We start from the raw sequence: 15,708 nt of genomic DNA, 5'->3' as shown, positions 1-15,708 counted from the left end.
TGTAGCGCTCATCCGGCCCCCTCGCCACCGCATGAAAGAAATCTCGAATCGCCGCCTCAACTCGGGACGGAAAATCGACTAGCGACGATGGCTCAGCGACGCGTCGACCTGGAACCAGACAGCGAGAAGCGGCTGAGCGGACGACCGCATCGCGTGCACGGCGCCGGGCGGTGTATGGACGACCCCGCCGGGGCCCGGCTCGTGCCAAGTACCGCCCTCGTGCCACCACTCGCCCGAGCCGAGCACCGCGTACACCTCCTCGGGCGGGTGCGCATGGTCGGGGTAGCGCACCCGTGGGGCCAGCAGGCTCAACCCGACGATGATGTCTCGGTCTCCCTCGACCGAGCGCAGGATCCGCGCGTCGGCGTGCCCGGCGACGAACTCCGGGCCGAACTGTTCGGCGTCGCCGCGGGTCCGCCACGCAAGGCTCGCCGCGACGTCGTCGATCGCGTGTGCGAGCGCCGCGACCTCACCGCCGCCCAGCCGCGCCGAGGCGATCGCAACGTCGAGGTTCCGACACGCTGGCACCTGCGCGGCCTCGTCGGCTCGGTGGGACGGCTCGAGTCGATTCGCTTCCACCGCCTCCAGCACCCGACGAACGGGTGCCTCGCTCGCTGGCGGCCGGGCCGGCGCAGCCTCGAACACGCGCCCCGCTGCACGGACGACGTCGAGCAACTGGTCGAGGTGCGCAGCGATCCGTCGACCATACCCGAGCTCCTGTTTCATCGACGCCGCGCAGAACCATCGGGGCGGGACCGCCGCTCGAGATACTTGAGCGACGTGTCGCTCCGCCGTCACCCACGCTCGGCGGGCGCAACGGTGATCGCGATCTTGCCGCTCGCTGCGCCCTGCTCCAGGCGAACGATGGCGTCGGCCGCTGCGGCGAGGGGGAAGACTCGGTCGACGACGGGAACGACGTCTCCGGTCTCGACGAGATCGGCCAGCCGTTCGAGATGCGACGAGTCCTCCCGGGCGACGAACGTGGTGAGACGTCGGCGGCTGAACAGCGACGCGACCTTCGCTCTGATCTGACGATCGGCCCCGCCGACCCAGCGGCCGCCGTTCTCTCCGCCGACGATCACGAGCGTGCCCGAAGGCGTCAGCGCGCGCCGCAGGTCGCGAATCGATCGATTCCCGCCGGTGTCGATGATGACGTCGTAGCGACTCGGCTCGGCGAGCGGATCGGCCGTTCGGTAGTCGATGACGCGGTGAGCACCCAGCCGGCGGACGAGTTCGAGCTTGCCTGCGCTCGCGACGCCGGTGACGATGCCATCCAGCGCCACGGCGATCTGGACGGCGTAGGTGCCGACGCCACCGGACGCTCCGAGCACCAAGACCTGATCGCCTGGTCGAACTCCGCCGTGGTCTTCGACCGCCTGAAGTGCCGTGGTGCCGGTGACGGCCAGCACCCCGGCTGCGGTCATGTCGAGGTTGGCGGGAACTGCCGCGAGGCAGTCTTCTGATGCTCGTGCGTACTCGGCGAACGTGCCGTGCCCGTGGCCGAACACGAGGTCGCCCTCCGCGAATCGCGTCACCTTTGCACCGACGGTGTCGACGACCCCGGCCACGTCGAGTCCAGGCACGGGGTTCCGCGGACGACGAAGTCCGAACGCGAGGCGGGTGAGATACGGCCGTCCGGTCATGAGATGCCAGACGCCCCGGTCGACACCTGCGGCGTCGACGCGGACGAGCACGTCGTGCTCGCCGAGCTCGGGACGCGGAAGCTCCCGGAGTTCGAGGGCGTCGGCATCGCCGTAGCGCTGTTGCACGATCGCCGTCATCCGGGCAGACCGAACCCGGCTCGTGGCGCCGGTCGGGGTGGGCGTGGTCGTGTGTGACGTGGTGGGCGTGGTGGTGTGTGACGGGGTGGGCGTGGTGGCGGGCGTGGTAGTGGGAGTGGCGGTGTGTGTCGTGGTCTTCATGGGGCGCCGTTGTCCTTTCAGGCTGCGACCCGAACGGGTCGGTGGGTGATGGCGTCGGTCGGGTGATCGAGGCCGCGGGTGACGAGACGGACCGCAAGGGCGCACTCGACGACGAGGGGGATGACGTAGAACGGTTCGATGACCGAACTCGCATCGGGTGCGAACACCGCCGCCGCCGAACCGATGAGGTAGACGCCACCGGTGGCGGCCATGCCCCACGCCAGCACCCGCGGCACGAGCCCGCCGACCGCCAGCAGTCGGGCCAGCACCAGGCAGCTGAACGCGAACGCGATCAGTCCGACGTCGTACCCGAGCGCGTGACGTTCGACCGCGTCGAGCGCGTCCTGCGCCGGACCGATCGCGATCGACCCATCGCTGCCTTCGGCGTCGAGCGCGGAGAAGAGCGCTCGCCACAAGAAGTTCAGGTTGGCGACGAGCACTGCGCCCTGGATCAAGCGCAGTACGGCAGCAGCGATCGCCCAGCGACGGTCGACGTGGCGGAGGAGTCCGAACAGCCCGAACGCCACGACCACGTCGAGTGCGATCATGACGACGTCTGCTCCGATTCCGATGCCGAACAGTCCGGGCGACCCGGCGATGTTCGCCGCGGTGGCGATCGGATCGTCGTCGACGATCAACGAACCCCGCACGGCGAACTCGGCGAAGATCCCGGTGACGATGATGCCCAGGTAGGCGATTCCGGTCCGGCGTGCCCGCCTCGACGGCCGCTGAACGGTGGCGGCTTCGGTGTGCATGGCGATGTCCTTTCGAGTGAGTGGCGACGTGTTCGACCGTACGGACGCGTGGGGAGCCTGGTCTTGGCTTCGGCGGCCGACCGATTGACCGATCGGGCCATCGCCGCGGTTCTGCTACAACACCGTCATGGCCTCGGTCGGCACACCAGTCGTGCGTCGCATGATCGACGTGGCCGACTCCCGACACGGCCGCGACGATCTCCTCGCCAGCGTCGGCCTGCCGCCGGGAGAGCCCGACGTGGGGTGGGCAGGGGAAGCCGTCGACGAGGGCGCGTACTACGCCCTGCTCGAACGGATCGCCGACGACGATCCGGACTTCCCGTTTCGATACGGCCGCGCGCTGCGGCCCGACGACCTCGGCGCGCTCGGCCTCGCACTGAAGACGGCAGCGACGATCGAGTCCGCGCTCGAACGCCTGCGTCGCTACGTGCTCGTCCTGAGCGACACGCTCGAGTACGAGTTCGTCGACTCGGCCGACGGTCGGGCATTCGCACTCGTCGGGCGGCCGCATCATCGTCGCGGCGCGGCGATCGCGAACGAGTGCGCCCTCTCAGCCGTCGTCTCGATGCTGCGCAGCATCATCGGCGACCCGATCGCGCCGTCGCTCGTCGAGCTGCAGCACGCTGGGCCCGACGACGACCGTCATCACCGCGAGTACTTCGGGTGTCGCGTCCGCTTCGACGCGCCGACGAACAGCATTCACCTCCCCCATGCGCTCCTGGCGCGCCGAACGCTGCTCGCCGATGACGGACTGTCGTCGTACCTGCTCGCCCGACTCGATGACCTCGCGGCGCGCAAGGCGACCCGTTCGATCGTCGACGACGTTCGAGCTGCGATCACCGACGCGCTTCCCGACGGCCAACCGAGCAAGTCGCGAGTCGCCCGCCGGCTCGGGCTCAGTGAGCGCACGCTCCACCGCCACCTCACCGACCAGGGCGAGACGTTCCAGGCGATCGCCACCCGGGCACGCCGAGAGGCCGCAGAATCCCTGTTGACCACGAGTCGCCACTCCATCGTCGACATCGCCTTCCTGACCGGGTTCGCCGACCAGACCTCGTTCACGCGTGCCTTCAAACGCTGGACCGGCACGACCCCCGCAGCATTCCGGTCACGTTCCAGTTGACCAGCCGGCCGAGGAATACAGCGGCGAGCGTCGACACCGTTCCGCGCACGTCCGATGTCCCACCGAGCCCGATCCGATCGCACTGGCGATCATCCAGTTCTTGACAGAGTCCAAAGTTCGTGCTTGTATGGATTCCGATGACCACCGACTCCGTCGCCATGCTTCGCACTCACGGATTGAACGTGACCGCCCAGCGCCTCGCTGTGCTCCGCGCCGTTTCAGCCCGCCCGCACGCCACCGCTCAAGAGCTCGCTGACGACGTCCGACTCGAGATCGGTTCGATCTCTCGGCAGTCGGTGTACGACACGCTGACCCTGCTCACCGAACGCGACCTCATCCGCCGAATTCAGCCGGCGGGTTCGTCGGCTCGGTTCGAAGACCGTGTGGGCGACAACCACCACCACCTCGTCTGCCGCCGCTGCGACCGCCTCGTCGATGTCGACTGCGCCACCGGCGAGGTGCCTTGCCTCATCCCCGTCGACTCCGGCGATTTCATCGTCGACGAGGCCGAGGTCACCTACTGGGGCATCTGCCCCGACTGCCAGGCCCTGCCCGCCGAGGCCTGATCGACACACACGCGCCACTCAGATTCTCCCCACCACCCGGTCGACCGACCGGCATCCACCCAGCACCAGCAACACCACCAAGGAGCACCGATGACCGACCAAGCTTCCCCCGCCGCAGAGTGGGGCTCTCTCACTTCCGCCGAGTTCCAGTCGAACGAGAAGTGGTGGCCCAATTCGCTGAACCTGCGAATCCTGCACCAGAACCACCCCGACTCGATCCCCTTCGGACCCGACTTCGACTATCGCAAGGCATTCGCCGGAATCGACGTCGAGGCGCTCACCGCCGACGTCGACGCGCTGATGACCGACTCACAAGACTGGTGGCCCGCCGACTGGGGCCACTACGGCGGCTTCTTCATCCGCATGAGCTGGCACGCCGCCGGCACCTACCGTGTCAGTGACGGCCGCGGCGGCGGCGGCACCGGCGCCCAGCGCTACGCCCCGCTCAACTCCTGGCCCGACAACGGCAACCTCGACAAGGCCCGACGCCTGCTCCTGCCGATCAAGCAGAAGTACGGCAAGCAGATCTCGTGGGCCGACCTCTTCGTCTTCGCCGGCAACCGCGCACTCGAGACGATGGGCTTCACGACCGCTGGCTTCGCCTTCGGTCGCGCCGACATCTGGGCACCCGAAGACGACATCTACTGGGGCCCCGAAAACGAATGGCTCGGCGACAAAGACGAGCGCTACACCGGCTCGTTCGAAGACGGCAACCGTCTCCTCGACAACCCGCTCGCCGCCGTGCAGATGGGCTTGATCTACGTCAACCCCGAGGGCCCGAACGGTGTCGCCGACGCGATGAAGTCGGCGCAGGACATCCGTGAAACGTTCAGCCGAATGGCCATGAACGACGAAGAGACCGTCGCACTGGTCGTCGGCGGCCACACGTTCGGCAAGATGCACGGCAACGGCCCGGCCGACGCCGTGGGTGCCGAACCGGAAGGTGGCGGCCTCGAAGCGCAGGGCTTCGGCTGGGCGAACACCAACGAAACCGGGCTCGGCGAGTACACCATCACGTCCGGTCTCGAAGGAGCCTGGACCCCGACACCGACCCAGTGGGACAACTCGTACCTCGAGACGATCTTCGGTCACGAGTGGGAACTCGTCCACTCACCGGCCGGTGCCCAGCAGTGGCAGCCCAAGTCGGTGCGCGACGGATTCATGGTTCCGCCCGTCGCCCCGGGTGCACCCGAGACGAAGCCGACGATGTCGACCGCCGACATGGCGATGATCACCGATCCGGCCTACCTCGAGATCTCGAAGCGCTACTACGAGAACCCCGATCAGCTCGCCGAGGCATTCGCCAACGCCTGGTTCAAGCTGTTGCACCGCGACATGGGCCCTGCGATCCGCTACGTCGGACCGCAGGTTCCGGGCGAGGAATACGTCTGGCAAGACAACGTGCCCGCTCACGAGGGTGCGCTCATCGGCGACAGCGAGATCGCCGAGCTGAAGTCGACGTTGCTCGACTCGGGTCTCTCGACCGAGCAGCTCATCTCGACCGCGTGGGCCGCTGCGTCGACCTACCGCAAGACCGACTTCCGCGGCGGCGCCAACGGCGCTCGCATCCGCCTGTCGCCGATGACCGACTGGGACATCAACGTGCAGTCCGGTGTCGGTCCGGTCATCTCGAAGCTCGAGCAGATCCAGGCCGACTTCAACGCGAAGGGCGGCGCGAAGGTGTCGCTCTCCGACCTCATCGTGCTCGGTGGTTCGGCTGCTGTGGAAGCTGCCGCCAAGGCGGCCGGCCACGACGTGTCGGTTCCGTTCACCCCGGGTCGCACCGATGCCAGCCAGGAGAGCACCGATGTCGAGTCGTTCTCGTGGCTCGAGCCGAACGCTGACGGCTTCCGCAACTACGTCAAGAAGCAGGGCAACGTTCCGACCGAGCACATGCTCATCGACAAGGCGTTCATGCTGAACCTGACCGCTCCGCAGATGACCGCCCTCGTCGGTGGTCTGCGAGTGCTCGGTGCGAGCGTGGGTGGCGACGGCTACGGCGAATTCACCGACCGCAAGGGCCTGCTGACCAACGACTTCTTCGTCAACCTGCTCGACATGGGCACCCTGTGGTCGCCGGTCGGCGAGGGCGACGACGTCTTCGAAGGCCGTGACCGTGCGACCGACGAGCCGAAGTGGAAGGGCACCCGCGTCGACCTCGTGTTCGGTGCGAACAGCCAGCTGCGTGCACTCTCCGAGGAGTTCGCCGCTGCCGGTGGCGAGAGCGACATGATCCGCCACTTCATCGACGGCTGGGTCACGGTCATGGAGAACGACCGCTTCGACCTCGACTGACCCGACTCGATTCCGAGACGTCCGGTGGGGCGCTGCTTCGGCGGCGCCCCACCGTCGCGTCCGAGCTCCCGTGGCGGCATGTCACGCCCTGTGCTGCTCCGACCAGCCGTCGTTCACCGTGCCTTCGAACGCTGGACCGGTACGGCCCCGCTGCATTCCGGTCACGTTCCAGGTGGGTGACCAGCCTGCCGAGGAATACGGCGGCGAGAGTTGGGTACGTTCCGCGCATGTCCGATGTGCCATCGAATCCCGATCCGATCATCCCCGACCCCGATCCGACGCACACGCCGACGATCCCCGATCCCGACCCCGGCCACGAGCCGGTCATCCCACCGGTGCCCGACCCGGATCCGGACGTTCCGGAGCCCGGTCCCACACCACTGACCTGAGCACTCCAATGACCTGAGCACTCCGACTCACGGCATGCACCTGCCGTCGATCATTCCGAGGTGGCACGGGACTGCGACCTCGTGCGTCTCGAGCCACGACCGATCCGCAGCGCGGCGATCGCGCCGAGCGAGATGCAGGCGGCGAGGACGACCGATGCCCGTGACCAGTCGCCGGTGACCGAGCCGACCGTGGCGCTGAGACTGCTGCCGACGCCCACCGCGGCGCCGAGCACCCAGCCGGTCGGCCGATCGGGCAAACGGTCGTGGTCGGCGGTCGAGTCGCGTGACCCCGGCAGTGCGGCCATCAGACGAAGACGCCGATGCAGTCGACGCGCGGGTGGGAAGTGGCGTCGAGACGGGTCGAGATCACGGCGTCGTTGCCGTCCGGGTCGGCGACGACGACGTGGAACGTCGTGTCGTCTTCCTGATGGATGCGGTCGAGGTCGAAGCCGTCGAGGGTGTCCTGGAGTGACGTGATCATGTCGGCCACCGTCTCGGAACCCAGCTCGTCGATGAAGCCGTCGCCGATCGACTGCTTCACGTAGTCGACGAGCATCGACCGGTCGTCGGCGTCGCTCGAGCTGTCGGAGAGCACGAGCTGGATCCAGTTGTCCATCGCACGCCCAGCCGGGGTGTCGGGGAAGTCGGCGACGAGGTCGAACCCGGCCGCTGCGTCGACAGGTGTCGGATCGAGCTCGCAGACACCATCCGCGAACAGTTCGGGCAGGAGCATGCTGGCCAGGCCGCCGCCGACGTCGAATGCCAACGGATCGGCCACGTTCGACGCGATCGAGATCGTGATGCCGTGGTCGACGAAGCGATAGAAGTCGGCGAAGAAGACACCGTTGCCACCAACGTGGGTGATCAGCGTCGTGCCGTCGTCGAACGGAACGACGTTCCATCCGTATCCGGAATGTGCCCCGTCGCCCCCGGCGACTTCGACGTGCGGCGCGAACAGCTTCGCCTTGGCATCTGCGTCGAGGATCTCGTCGCCGCGCAACGCCGCGTCCCATCGATGTAGATCGGGCATGGTCGAGAGCAGGCCGCCGTTCGCGCGCAGGTTCCATCCCGGACCATCGACAGCCCACGGCTGCTCGTTCGGACGCCCGAAGACCTCGTCGCCGACGTACCCGACGGCGATGGTTGCGTCCGTCCAGTCGGCGAGTACGTAGCCCGTGTGCAACATGCCGGCCGGCAGGAACAGCGCGTCACGCAGGTACGCCTCGTAGGAACCGCCGGTGACGGCCTCGACAACAGCGCCGAGCAGGCTGTACCCCACGTTCGAGTACGCGTACTCACCGACGGGTGACGCCGGGAACTCGGAGTTCGCGACGCGCTCGATGTAGTCGGCAAGACCGATGACCTCGTCGTCGGGCCCCAACCCATGTGGAACACCCGAGGTGTGGGTGAGCAGTTGGTGGAGGGTGATCTCACTCTGTTCGGGGGTGAGCCCGTCGACGTACTGGCCGATGTTGTCGTCGACCGAGAGCAGGCCGTCCATCTCCAGACGCACGATGGCCGCAGCGGTGAACTGCTTGGTGAGCGACCCGATGTCGTAGACGGTGTCGACGTCGTTGTCGACTCCCGCCGAGCGGTCTGCCGCACCGAAGCCGGCGCTGTACACGCCGTCGGGCGTCGTCGCCATCACTGTCCCAGTGAAGTTCTCCGCGTCGAGCTCGGCGAAGAAGTCGGCGACGATGTCGGCGTGGGCGCGTTCGCCGTCGGTATCGCTCTGGCTGTCGGCATCGGGCTGGTCGGTTTGGGTGCTGATGGGCGGAGTCGTGCGCTCGGGCGCGAGTGATGTGTCGGTCGACGCCGTGTTGTCGACGACCGTGTCGGGCGCGGTCGAGGTGGGCGTGCTGGCGGGTGGAGCGCCGGTGATGGGCGTGCTGGTGGGTGCGGCGGTCGTGGTCGTTTCCGGTGCGGTGATGCCGTTGCTCGAGCAGGCGCCGGCGGCCAGCGCGAAGCTGAGCAGCACCGGCACCGAGAGGAGTCGCAGTCGCGGGTTCGAGTCGTGGCGGGCAGCGTTGGGGGTGTGTTGTTTCATGACCTCATCGTGCGGAGGCACGCTGATTCGCACATCGGCCGGTCGGCCACGAATCGGTTCGTACGCCTGTCCGAAAGGCCAACACGCGGCCTCGCTGCGAGGTCACCTGCGAACGGCGGGGCAAGGTCAGCCGGAGAGGCCGTGCTCGTACGCCCAGATCACGAGTTCGACTCGGTTTCGGGCGTCGAGCTTCGACATCGCTGCCGCGATGTGGGCCTTGACAGTGCTGACCGACACGTGCAGTTCGGTCGCCACCTCGGCGTTCGACAAGCCCCGCGCCACGGCGGCGACCACTTCGGTTTCGCGATCGGTGAGCGGAGACTCACTCAGCGACGACGGTGCGTTCGGTGCGACCACATGGTCCAGCAGTCGCGTCGTGATTTCGGGCGAGATCAGCGAGTCTCCGTTCGCGGCGGCGCGGACCGCGGCCACGAGCAACTCGGGGGCCGCGTTCTTGAGCAGGAACCCGATCGCTCCCGCTTGGAGCGCGCCGTAGACGTACTCGTCGAGATCGAACGTCGTGATGACGACCACGTTCAACGGCTCGGCCACATCGGGGCCGGCGATCAGGGCGGTGGCTGCGAGGCCGTCGAGTTCGGGCATCCGGATGTCGAACAGGCAGACGTCGGGGCGCAGGTGCTGCGCCTTCGTGACGGCATCACGACCGTTGTCGGCTTCGCCCACCACGTCGATGCCGTCGGTGGCATCGAGGATCATGCGGAAGCCGGCGCGCACCAGGTCTTGGTCGTCGGCGATCAGCACGCGGATCATCGGCCGACCCGTGCCAGTGGGATCGACGTGCGGGTGCGCCAGCCGAGCGACGAGCGCGCCGACGACTCGAAGGAGCCGCCGAGCGCTTCGGCTCGCTCCCGCATGCCGACCTGGCCGTACCCGCTGCCGGAGTGGCGGGTGGTGGGCGCCCCGTCGTTGTCGACGGTCATGTCGACTCGGTCGGCGTGTCGTTCGACGGCGACGTCGACGAAGGTGACGTCACGGCTGTGGCGTCGAGCGTTGGTGATCGACTCCTGTGCGATGCGGAAGAGTGCTGCGCCGACCCCGGCGGGGAGTTCGTCGAGTCGCGTGTCGCCGCTCACGTGAACGGCCGGCCGCCCGTCGGGGGCTGCGAGCACGTCGAGTGTGGCGGGCGCGACGTTGCGGGTGTCGTGGTCGTCGCTCCGCAAGATGCCGACCATGCGCCGCATCTCGTCGATGGAGTCGTTGGCGATCGCTGCGATCGACTCGAGGGCCTTGGCCGCGGCGGCGGGATCGGACTCGACCACGTACTGCCCGGCCTGCGCCTGGACCGCGATCGCCGACACGTGGTGAGCGACCGTGTCGTGGAGTTCTCGGGCGAGCGAGTTGCGCTCGGCCAGACGCACCTGTTCGTGTCGGCCTTCGATCAGGCGCGCTCGGTATCTCATCGCGAGCGCGAACCCCGCCACGACGAGCCAGGGGAACACCAGGATCCAGTCCTCGCTCTGCAGGCGGCCCGCCGACCACTGGATGATCGTCTCGCTCCCGACGCTCAGGACGAAACCGGCAGCGACGCGCAACGGCGTCGACCATCGACAGAGCGCGTAGAACAGCACCACGTCGGCGAGGCCGGCAGGCGACCCGACATCGAGTGACTCCGTGTCACGGAGTGCGATCGCGACGCTGGCTGCTGCGGCGATGCTCACCGTTGCGACGGCCGTCAACGGAATGCGTCGGCGGAACGGGACGAACCCGACGGCGATCGCCGCCGGCACGGTCTGCGCCCACAGCGGGAGCGAATCGTCGACGACGACGAACCCGATCGCGGCCAGTGCCAGCAGCCCCGCGAGCACCCAGTCCCAGACTCGCCTGGGTGGGATCGGCTCGACGACGGCCACCGCGTCGAACCGGTCAGAGAGCTGCACTCGCACGTCGCCACGGTAGCCAGACGGTGGAAACAGGCCATCCGCCCAGCGGCCGATACGCCGATCGCGCAACTCGTACTTTCGGCCAGGGAAGAACAGCCGACAGGCCATGCCCGTCGTCATGACGTCGAGCGCACGATGGCACCCATGAACGCTCCTCCCCAACCCCGACCGTCCGGTTCGACCGACAGCCCGTGCGAAGTCCGCCACCTGTCGAAGCGGTACGGCGAGCACGTCGTCGTCGACGACCTGTCGTTCTCGATCCCGCGCAACCAGGTGGTCGGCCTCATCGGGCCGAACGGCGCCGGCAAGACCACCACGATGAAGATGCTGCTCGGACTCGTCCGACCGACCGGTGGCGACATCTCGCTCCTCGGACGAACGATCGGCGAACCTCGCTGGGGTGACGCCCTCCGTCGGGTCGGCTCCATGATCGAGGCCCCGCCGATCTACGACCGCCTCACCGCTCGCCAGAACCTGCAGTACCAGGCCCTCGCGGTCAGCGGCTCCGTCGACGACGACGAGGTCGACGAACTGCTCCGCCTCGTCGACCTCGCGGACCGAGCCGACGACCGACCTCGCGGCTACTCGCTGGGCATGCGTCAACGGCTCGGCATCGCGATCACGCTGGTCGGCAGCCCCGAACTCGTGATCCTCGACGAGCCCGGAAACGGTCTCGATCCGAGCGGCATCATCGAGATCCGCAGGTTGATGGGACGGCTCCCGGAGTCCGGGACGACCGTGCTGGTGTCGTCCCATCAACTCGCCGAGGTCCAACAGGCCTGCGACCAGCTCGTCATCCTCGCCAACGGCCGGACGGTCGCGCAGGGCACGACGAGCGACATTCTCTCGGGGCGTTCACAGCACGTCTTCCACGTCACCGTCGGCGACGACGAAACGGTCCGAGCCGGAGCCGCGCTCAGCGCGGCCGGTCTGGTGGTGGTCGAACGGATCGGCACGACCTTCGTGATCGAACCGCCACCCGAGGTCGGCGGACGCGACCTCAACCGTCTGCTCGCCTCGTCGGACGTCTTCGCCTCGTCGATCAATCAGCCGGTCGTGTCGCTCGAAGACGCCTTTCTCGACCTCGTTCGCCAACAGCCAGACCCCGCTCAGCACGACACCCCGACTCAGAAAGCCGCATCATGATCCGCACCGAACTGTTCAAGCTCCGCACCCACCGCACACCATGGGTGCTCCTCGCGATCCTGATCGCCTCGCTCCTGATCGCGCCGATCTACTTCGCCATCAAGTCGCCCGACGACACCACCGGGCTCATGGATGCCTACATCGGCGTGAGCGGAATCCTCACACCGCTGCTGGCCACCGTGTTCGGCGGCTGGATGATCGGGCACGAGTATCGACAGGGCACGCTTCGTCGCGTGCTCGGCAACGATGCCCGCCGCGGTCGACTCATCGCCACCAAGGCCGCCACCGGACTCGTCGCGCTGATCGCCGGCGTGTCGATCGCTGTCGGTGTCGGTGCGCTCGCATCCCTGGCGTCGGCCGCATCCTTCGGCGAGACGATCGTGTGGGACGGCGTGTTGCGCAGCGTGCTGAGCGACGGGTTCTTCGCACTCGTGATTGCGTCGATCGCGTTCATCCTCAGCATCCTGCTGCGAAGCGACACGTACGCGATGCTCGGCGCCCTCGGCGTCATGATCATCGTCGGTCCGCTGCTCACGCTCATCCCCGCGGTCGGCAAGTACACGCCGTCAGCGCTCGCGAACGACGTGACGTCGTGGATCAGCGGCACGGGAGAACTCGTCGTGTCGATCGTCCCCGCATCGCTTGGTCTGCTCGCCTCGATCGGCGTGCTCACCGCGGCGGCGACCGCCACGTTCCAACGAAGCGACATCTGAGTCTCGCCGGGCCGATCGTCGCCAGGCGCGCAGGCGTGGCCGTGCGCCGCGTCACTCGCGGGAGATCAGAACGCTTCCGGACCGAAGCGGCCGACGGCCAGGACCACGGCGAGGATGCCGAGCACGATGCTCGGCGCCAGGCTGGCCGGAGGGTCGTTGCGGCGGATGTGAAAGAACGCTGCGCCGACCATGGTCAACGCAAGACCGGCCGCGGCGATGGGGACGAGGACCGGAGCGATGTCGACGAGCGCGGGGAGGACGACCCCGAGTCCGCCGGCCAGCTCGACCGCTCCGACTGCCTTGATCTGCCCCTCGGAGAAGCCGTCGACCCACTCCATGCCGGAGCCAGCGAGGTCGGATCGGCTCTTCGCGAGCTTCATTCCGCCGGCGGCGATGAAGGCGAGGGCGAGGATGGCGGCGATGATCCAGAGTGCGATGTTCATGAGTTGGGTTCCTTGCTGAGTTTCGTGGTGCTGAGTTTCGTGGGACTGGGTGTCGTGGGACTGGGTGTCGTGGGTCAGGTGTCGTCGCCACTGCCGGGTCGGGGTGGAGCGTTCGGCGACAACTGGACTGCGGGAATCCGCCCCAAGCGACCGGTGCGGTAGTCCTCGATGGCTTGTCGGATCTCCTCGGTCGTGTTCATCACGAACGGTCCGTGGTGCACGATCGGCGCCTTGATCGGCTGTCCTCCGATGAGCAGCACGTCGAGCGGCTCGGTGTCGGACGCACTGACGACGACGTGGTCGCCGTCACCGAACATCGCGAGGTACCCGTCGTCGACGGGCTGTGCGTCATCGCCGACCGACCCGCTTCCGGTGAGCGTGTAGACGAGCGCGTTGGATCGCCGGTCCCACGGGACTTCGAGCCGGGCGCCGGCGGCCAGGGTCACGTGAGCGTAGGTGATCGGAGTGTGGGTGGCGCCGGGTCCTTCGAAGCCGGCGAGGTCGCCGGCGATCAGGCGGATCAGCGCGCCACCGTCGTGCGAGGTGAGGAGGACGACGGCGTCACGACCGATGGCCTGGTAGCGGGGCGGCGTCATCTTGAGCTCGGGTGGGAGGTTGACCCACAACTGCACGGCGTGGCTGGGGCCGCCGAGTCGGAAGTGATCGTCGGACGGGCGTTCGTCGTGCTGGATCCCGCTCCCCGCCGTCATCCACTGTGTTTCGCCGTCGCCGATGACGCCACCGCCGCCCATCGAATCCTGATGGGCGACGCCGCCGTCGAGCACGTAGGTCACCGTCTCGAACCCGCGGTGCGGATGCCACGGTGCACCTTTCGCCTCACGTGGAGCGGCAACCGCTGGTCCGACGTGGTCGAGCAGCAGGAACGGGTCGACGTCGACGAGCGGAACGATGCCGGGGAACGGACGCCGGATCGTGAAGCCGGCCCCTTCGACCGCGCGGCCCGCCTTCACGATTCGAGTGACGGGGCGAGGCAGCGAGACGCCGATGTCAGGTCGAGGGACTCTTGGAAGCACGAGTGTGTCTTCAACGGTGATCGCCGGCATCGCCGACTCCCTTCTCAGGTGGCGGGACATCGCAGCCCCTTGTTGTTGATGCATCAACAATAGGTGAAGGTTGACGCATCAGCAACCCCGCTAGGGTCGGCACATGAGTGAGACGCAATGGCTCGACCCGAGCGAGGAACGGCTGTGGCGCAGCTGGCTACGTCTGAACAGCGAGATGTCGACCGCGCTCAACAAACAGCTGACGAGCGACAGCGGCTTGTCGGCTGCCGACTACGCCATCCTCGTACCGCTCTCGGAATCACCCGACGGAGTACTGCAGTCGCGTGAGCTCCGCGAAGGGATCGCGTGGGAACGCGATCGCCTGTCGCATCAGGTGCGACGCATGGAGAAGCGAGGCCTGGTGACACGAGAGGACTGCGTCGACGATGCCCGCGCGTCGATGGTCCGAATCACCGACGCCGGACAGGCCTCCATCGCCGCAGCGGCGCCCGGCCACGTGGCCGCCACCAGGCAGGTGTTCTTCGACCACCTCAGCGACGACGATGCAGCGACCCTCACTGCCATCTGCGAGCGGCTGCTGGCCAATCTCGACGAGATGGCCGACTGACCACTCCGTCCGTCTCCGCGGCACCGCGACAGCACTCGGCCCCGCTCGACGTTTCTGCAACTCACGACGGAGACGTCACCGTGGGATGATTGCAACGATGACCAGCAGCGACGGCCAGCGCGGCCCGGGGCGCCCTGCCCGCGCCACCGAGGAGCAGGTCCTCGACACCGCCCTGAAGTCGTTCGCCGAACTCGGCTTCGAGGGAACCTCGGTTCGGGCGCTCAACAGCCAACTCGGACTGAGTCGCAACTCGATCGAGCAACGATTCGGCACCAAGGATCAGCTCTGGTATCGGGCGGTCGATCACGGGTTCGGTTCGCTCGCGTCGCAGCTGAACGCGGCGGAAGCGGCCGACGATGAACCGAGCGACGATCACCTCGTGCAGCTTCGGCGACGACTCCACCGTTTCATGAGCATAACCGTCGACCATCCGATCCTGTTGCGCCTGATGAACCTCGAAGGAATCCACGACAGCGAACATCTCGACTACATCTTCGAGACGTACATCCGTCCGGCGCTCACATCGATCGAGGAGCATCTGGTCGCCCTCCGCGCCGCGGGACGCGTCCGCCCGGTCACGATGCGGACGCTGTTCCTGCTGCTCGCACACGGCGCCGTGGCGCCGTACACCCTCATCGGCTTGAGCGACCGATTCGACGAGTTCGACGGCGCATTCGATCCGGCCGAACACATCGACGTGGCGACGGAGATCCTCGTGGAGGGACTGCTCCAACGCTGAACTCGGGTGCCGAGGCCGTCGACGCGTGATCAGCGAC

General features: G+C 67.6%; 17 protein-coding genes. 8 read left to right on the top strand and 9 right to left on the bottom strand.

Annotation, left to right across the window (positions count from 1 at the left end):
- Positions 1–78: 78 nt before the first annotated feature.
- The 3 genes from YM304_RS21830 to YM304_RS02775 form a co-directional block, all read right to left on the bottom strand.
- The gene (locus YM304_RS21830) at positions 79–726 is read right to left on the bottom strand and encodes a dimethylsulfonioproprionate lyase family protein (protein WP_015440110.1); all 648 of its coding nucleotides are present in this window, start codon (positions 724–726) and stop codon (positions 79–81) included.
- A gap of 68 nt (positions 727–794) precedes the next feature.
- On the bottom strand, positions 795–1,781 hold the full coding sequence (locus tag YM304_RS02780; RefSeq protein WP_015440109.1) for an NAD(P)-dependent alcohol dehydrogenase: 987 nt from the start codon (positions 1,779–1,781) through the stop codon (positions 795–797).
- Between the two features lie 158 nt (positions 1,782–1,939).
- Positions 1,940–2,677 (bottom strand): DUF4386 domain-containing protein, encoded by a 738-nt coding sequence (locus tag YM304_RS02775; RefSeq protein ID WP_015440108.1) that lies wholly within the window; start codon positions 2,675–2,677, stop codon positions 1,940–1,942.
- A 127-nt stretch (positions 2,678–2,804) separates the two neighbouring features.
- Between YM304_RS02775 and YM304_RS02770 the strand changes: the two genes are divergently transcribed.
- The 4 genes from YM304_RS02770 to YM304_RS24505 all read left to right on the top strand — a co-directional run bounded on the left by YM304_RS02770 (position 2,805) and on the right by YM304_RS24505 (position 7,050).
- Entirely contained in the window at positions 2,805–3,800 is a 996-nt protein-coding gene (locus YM304_RS02770; RefSeq protein ID WP_015440107.1) for an AraC family transcriptional regulator ligand-binding domain-containing protein, read from the top strand.
- Positions 3,801–3,937: 137 nt separating this feature from the next.
- On the top strand, positions 3,938–4,366 hold the full coding sequence (locus YM304_RS02765) for a Fur family transcriptional regulator (RefSeq protein WP_015440106.1): 429 nt from the start codon (positions 3,938–3,940) through the stop codon (positions 4,364–4,366).
- A 90-nt stretch (positions 4,367–4,456) separates the two neighbouring features.
- Entirely contained in the window at positions 4,457–6,661 is a 2,205-nt protein-coding gene (gene katG, locus YM304_RS02760; protein WP_015440105.1) for a catalase/peroxidase HPI, read from the top strand.
- A 227-nt stretch (positions 6,662–6,888) separates the two neighbouring features.
- Positions 6,889–7,050, top strand: coding sequence for a hypothetical protein (locus YM304_RS24505; protein WP_154723281.1), 162 nt, complete (start codon positions 6,889–6,891; stop codon positions 7,048–7,050).
- 50 nt (positions 7,051–7,100) lie between these two features.
- Here the strand turns inward: YM304_RS24505 and YM304_RS02755 are convergent, their stop codons facing one another.
- The 4 genes from YM304_RS02755 to YM304_RS02740 form a co-directional block, all read right to left on the bottom strand.
- Positions 7,101–7,355, bottom strand: coding sequence for a hypothetical protein (locus YM304_RS02755; protein ID WP_015440103.1), 255 nt, complete (start codon positions 7,353–7,355; stop codon positions 7,101–7,103).
- Positions 7,355–9,097: a serine hydrolase domain-containing protein gene (locus tag YM304_RS21825; RefSeq protein ID WP_015440102.1), complete on the bottom strand. Its 1,743-nt coding sequence runs from the start codon at positions 9,095–9,097 to the stop codon at positions 7,355–7,357. The genes YM304_RS02755 and YM304_RS21825 overlap by 1 nt, the downstream gene beginning before the upstream one ends.
- A 126-nt stretch (positions 9,098–9,223) precedes the next feature.
- On the bottom strand, positions 9,224–9,868 hold the full coding sequence (locus YM304_RS02745) for a response regulator transcription factor (protein WP_015440101.1): 645 nt from the start codon (positions 9,866–9,868) through the stop codon (positions 9,224–9,226).
- Positions 9,865–11,001 carry a sensor histidine kinase gene (locus YM304_RS02740; RefSeq protein ID WP_070105310.1) on the bottom strand — a complete coding sequence of 379 codons (1,137 nt, stop codon included), beginning with the start codon at positions 10,999–11,001 and terminating at the stop codon, positions 9,865–9,867. The genes YM304_RS02745 and YM304_RS02740 overlap by 4 nt, the downstream gene beginning before the upstream one ends.
- A 141-nt stretch (positions 11,002–11,142) precedes the next feature.
- Here YM304_RS02740 and YM304_RS21820 point away from each other — a divergent pair, with 141 nt between their 5' ends.
- Positions 11,143–12,144, top strand: coding sequence for an ABC transporter ATP-binding protein (locus tag YM304_RS21820; protein ID WP_015440099.1), 1,002 nt, complete (start codon positions 11,143–11,145; stop codon positions 12,142–12,144).
- On the top strand, positions 12,141–12,857 hold the full coding sequence (locus YM304_RS02730) for an ABC transporter permease subunit (RefSeq protein ID WP_015440098.1): 717 nt from the start codon (positions 12,141–12,143) through the stop codon (positions 12,855–12,857). The genes YM304_RS21820 and YM304_RS02730 overlap by 4 nt, the downstream gene beginning before the upstream one ends.
- A 65-nt stretch (positions 12,858–12,922) precedes the next feature.
- Here YM304_RS02730 and YM304_RS02725 read toward each other — a convergent pair whose 3' ends face one another.
- Both YM304_RS02725 and YM304_RS02720 read right to left on the bottom strand, forming a co-directional pair.
- Positions 12,923–13,300, bottom strand: a complete 378-nt coding sequence (locus YM304_RS02725) for a DoxX family protein (RefSeq protein ID WP_015440097.1) — start codon at positions 13,298–13,300, stop codon at positions 12,923–12,925.
- A 74-nt stretch (positions 13,301–13,374) separates the two neighbouring features.
- Entirely contained in the window at positions 13,375–14,364 is a 990-nt protein-coding gene (locus tag YM304_RS02720) for a pirin family protein (protein WP_015440096.1), read from the bottom strand.
- A 103-nt stretch (positions 14,365–14,467) separates the two neighbouring features.
- On the opposite strand from YM304_RS02720, the gene YM304_RS02715 reads away from it, so the two are divergent.
- Positions 14,468–14,932, top strand: a complete 465-nt coding sequence (locus YM304_RS02715; RefSeq protein ID WP_015440095.1) for a MarR family winged helix-turn-helix transcriptional regulator — start codon at positions 14,468–14,470, stop codon at positions 14,930–14,932.
- Positions 14,933–15,029: 97 nt separating this feature from the next.
- Positions 15,030–15,671, top strand: a complete 642-nt coding sequence (locus YM304_RS21815) for a TetR/AcrR family transcriptional regulator (RefSeq protein ID WP_015440094.1) — start codon at positions 15,030–15,032, stop codon at positions 15,669–15,671.
- Positions 15,672–15,708: the final 37 nt, after the last annotated feature.

The organism is Ilumatobacter coccineus YM16-304, from assembly GCF_000348785.1.
GTDB classification, from domain to species: Bacteria; Actinomycetota; Acidimicrobiia; order Acidimicrobiales; family Ilumatobacteraceae; genus Ilumatobacter_A; species Ilumatobacter_A coccineus.
Note: the sequence above shows the minus strand (reverse complement) of the source record. Positions and strands in the feature narration are given on the sequence as shown.

Excerpts from the sequence above, each read along its gene's own strand:
- YM304_RS24505 (WP_154723281.1), top strand. The coding sequence starts at position 6,889 with ATGTCCGATGTGCCATCGAATCCCGATCCGATCATCCCCGACCCCGAT.
- YM304_RS02780 (WP_015440109.1), bottom strand. The coding sequence starts at position 1,781 with ATGACGGCGATCGTGCAACAGCGCTACGGCGATGCCGACGCCCTCGAA.
- YM304_RS02755 (WP_015440103.1), bottom strand. The coding sequence starts at position 7,355 with ATGGCCGCACTGCCGGGGTCACGCGACTCGACCGCCGACCACGACCGT.
- YM304_RS21830 (WP_015440110.1), bottom strand. The coding sequence starts at position 726 with ATGAAACAGGAGCTCGGGTATGGTCGACGGATCGCTGCGCACCTCGAC.
- YM304_RS02765 (WP_015440106.1), top strand. The coding sequence starts at position 3,938 with ATGACCACCGACTCCGTCGCCATGCTTCGCACTCACGGATTGAACGTG.
- YM304_RS02730 (WP_015440098.1), top strand. The coding sequence starts at position 12,141 with ATGATCCGCACCGAACTGTTCAAGCTCCGCACCCACCGCACACCATGG.
- katG (WP_015440105.1), top strand. The coding sequence starts at position 4,457 with ATGACCGACCAAGCTTCCCCCGCCGCAGAGTGGGGCTCTCTCACTTCC.
- YM304_RS02715 (WP_015440095.1), top strand. The coding sequence starts at position 14,468 with ATGAGTGAGACGCAATGGCTCGACCCGAGCGAGGAACGGCTGTGGCGC.
- YM304_RS02725 (WP_015440097.1), bottom strand. The coding sequence starts at position 13,300 with ATGAACATCGCACTCTGGATCATCGCCGCCATCCTCGCCCTCGCCTTC.
- YM304_RS21825 (WP_015440102.1), bottom strand. The coding sequence starts at position 9,097 with ATGAAACAACACACCCCCAACGCTGCCCGCCACGACTCGAACCCGCGA.
- YM304_RS21820 (WP_015440099.1), top strand. The coding sequence starts at position 11,143 with ATGAACGCTCCTCCCCAACCCCGACCGTCCGGTTCGACCGACAGCCCG.
- YM304_RS02720 (WP_015440096.1), bottom strand. The coding sequence starts at position 14,364 with ATGCCGGCGATCACCGTTGAAGACACACTCGTGCTTCCAAGAGTCCCT.
- YM304_RS02775 (WP_015440108.1), bottom strand. The coding sequence starts at position 2,677 with ATGCACACCGAAGCCGCCACCGTTCAGCGGCCGTCGAGGCGGGCACGC.
- YM304_RS02770 (WP_015440107.1), top strand. The coding sequence starts at position 2,805 with ATGGCCTCGGTCGGCACACCAGTCGTGCGTCGCATGATCGACGTGGCC.
- YM304_RS02745 (WP_015440101.1), bottom strand. The coding sequence starts at position 9,868 with ATGATCCGCGTGCTGATCGCCGACGACCAAGACCTGGTGCGCGCCGGC.
- YM304_RS21815 (WP_015440094.1), top strand. The coding sequence starts at position 15,030 with ATGACCAGCAGCGACGGCCAGCGCGGCCCGGGGCGCCCTGCCCGCGCC.